The following is a 2,354-nucleotide window of genomic DNA, read 5'->3' on the forward strand; positions in this document are numbered from 1 at the left end:
GCCCTTCCTCACCTCGACGGTGAAGTCCCGGATCGTCCGGCCGTCGGTCAACCCCCGTACGGACAGGCCGACTTCGTCCTTCGGGGCCGGCTCGCGGACGTCGGCCCCGGCGGCCTCGCCGTCCTGCCGCTGCCCGCCGGGGGCCGCATGGCCGGCGCCTGCCTCATCGGCTGGGACACACCGCACGACTTCGGCCCCGACGAACGCGCCCTGCTCACCGCCTCCGCCGGCCTCGCCGGGCAGGCCCTGATGCGCGCCCACGCCTTCGACGCCGAGCACGAACTCGTCGGCATGCTCCAGCGCCAGCTGCTCCCGCGCCGCCTGCCGAAACTGCCCGGCGCGGTCGCCGTCGCCCGCTATCTGCCCACCACGGCGGGCCTGGAGGTCGGCGGCGACTGGTACGACGTGATCCCGCTGCCCGACAACCACGTCGCCCTGGTCATCGGCGACGTCCAGGGCCACAACGCGGGCGCCGCCACCCTCATGGGCCAGATGCGCACCGCGCTGCGCGCCTACGCCGTCGAGGGCCACCCGCCGGACGTCGTCGTCTCGCACGCCAACCGGCTCCTGGTCGACCTGGAGACCGACCTCTTCGCGACCTGCTGCTACGTCGACGTGGACATGGAGGAGGGCTCCGCCTGGTACGTCCGCGCCGGCCATCTGCCGCCGGTGCTGCGCCACCCGGACGGCAGCACCGAGATCCCGGAGGCGGAGGGCGGGCCCCCGCTGGGCGTGGTGACGCAGGCCGACTTCCCGATGAGCCTGCTGCGGCTGCAGCCCGGCACGGTGGTCGCGCTGATGACGGACGGCCTCGTCGAGTCCGCCGAGGCCGACATCGACGAGGGCGTCGACCGGGTCGCCCACGAACTGGCCGTCTCCGACCCCGCCCACCTCGGCCTGGTAGCCGACGCCCTGCTCGGCAACGCCCACCGCAGCGACGACGTCGCCCTGCTCCTGCTGCGCTACGACGGGATGGCGCTGCGCCCGCTGCGGGAGAGCTGGACGGTCTGGCGCGTCCCGGAGGCGGTCGGCCACGCCCGCCGGTTCACCCGGCGCACCCTGCGTGCCTGGGGCGTGCCCCGCGACGACATGGACGGCGTCCTGCTCGTCGTCTCCGAGCTGGTCACCAACGCCCTGGTGCACACCGACGGCCAGGTCCGCCTCGACCTCACCCTCCTGGACCACCGGATGCGGGTCGCCGTCGCCGACTCCTCGCCGCGCACGCCGGTGAAGCCGACGAGCATCAGCTGGGAGGCCACCGGCGGCCGCGGCATCCTGCTGACCGAGGCGATGTCGGAGGTGTGGGGGACCGTGCCGGTCAGCGGCGGCAAGCAGGTGTGGGCCGAGCTGGCGCTCAGCCGTCGCTGACGTTGGCCGTGATCAGCCGCAGCAGCTGCTTGGCGAGGGCGTCCTGCTCGGGCGTCAGGCCCATCGCGTCGCCGATGGCGAGCGGCACCGTGCCGGCCCGCTCCCTGAGCTCGGCGCCCGCCGCGGTGAGGCGGATGGCGACGGAACGCTCGTCCTCCGCCCGGCGCTCGCGTCGCAGCAGCCCGTTCGCCTCCAGCCGCTTGAGCAGCGGCGACAGCGTGCTGGACTCCAGCTGGAGCGCCACGCCCAGGTCACGCACCGAGATCGCGTCCTGCTCCCACAGCACGAGCATCACCAGGTACTGCGGATAGGTCAGCCCCAGTTCGTCCAGCAGGGGGCGGTAGCGCGCGGTGACGGCGCGGGAGGCGGCGTACAGCGCGAAGCAGAGCTGGTCGTCCAGGAGCAGCGACCCCTCGCTCGGCTCCACTGCGGCTGGGCTCACGGCACGGCTCCCGGTTTCTGCGCTGCTCACGGTGATCACCAGTCTATCTTCGGGTCCGTCCTATTGTATCGACCCCAAATAAGTTGTGCACGACTAAATCGAGCGCTACTGTCTGTCTCACCCGATACGAGGAGCACGTCATGACCGACAGCACCGCACCCCGCCCCGTCCTCGAACCCGCCGCCCAGGCCTTCGCGGAGGCGACCGCGAACCCGCCCTACCTCTTCGATCTCGGCCCGGTGGAGGGCCGTAAGGCGGTCGACGAGGTGCAGTCCGGGGAGATCGCCCTGCCTGCCGTCGACGAGGAGTGGATCACCGTCGAGGGCGGCCCCACCGGCAGCATCCAAACCCGCATCATCCGGCCACAGGGCGCCTCCGGCACCCTCCCGGTGATCCTCTACATCCACGGCGCGGGCTGGGTCTTCGGCAACGCCCACACCCACGACCGGCTGGTCCGCGAACTCGCCGTGGGCGCGAGGGCAGCCGTGGTCTTTCCCGAGTACGACCTCTCACCCGAGGCCCGCTACCCGATCGCCATCGAGCA

At 72.6% G+C, this 2,354-nt stretch carries 3 protein-coding genes; 2 read left to right on the plus strand and 1 reads right to left on the minus strand.

What is annotated here, in order from left to right:
• A partial coding sequence (locus tag ABZ848_RS49460; protein WP_360843711.1) for an ATP-binding SpoIIE family protein phosphatase occupies positions 1 to 1,368 on the plus strand: 1,368 nt, incomplete at its 5' end.
• Here the strand turns inward: ABZ848_RS49460 and ABZ848_RS49465 are convergent.
• Positions 1,355 to 1,810, minus strand: a complete 456-nt coding sequence (locus ABZ848_RS49465) for a MarR family transcriptional regulator (RefSeq protein WP_360843714.1) — start codon at positions 1,808 to 1,810, stop codon at positions 1,355 to 1,357. The genes ABZ848_RS49460 and ABZ848_RS49465 overlap by 14 nt on opposite strands.
• A 140-nt stretch (positions 1,811 to 1,950) precedes the next feature.
• On the opposite strand from ABZ848_RS49465, the gene ABZ848_RS49470 reads away from it, so the two are divergent.
• The coding region (locus tag ABZ848_RS49470; RefSeq protein WP_360843717.1) for an alpha/beta hydrolase fold domain-containing protein at positions 1,951 to 2,354 on the plus strand (404 nt) is incomplete at its 3' end.

The organism is Streptomyces sp. NPDC047081, assembly GCF_040643775.1.
GTDB lineage: Bacteria > Actinomycetota > Actinomycetes > Streptomycetales > Streptomycetaceae > Streptomyces.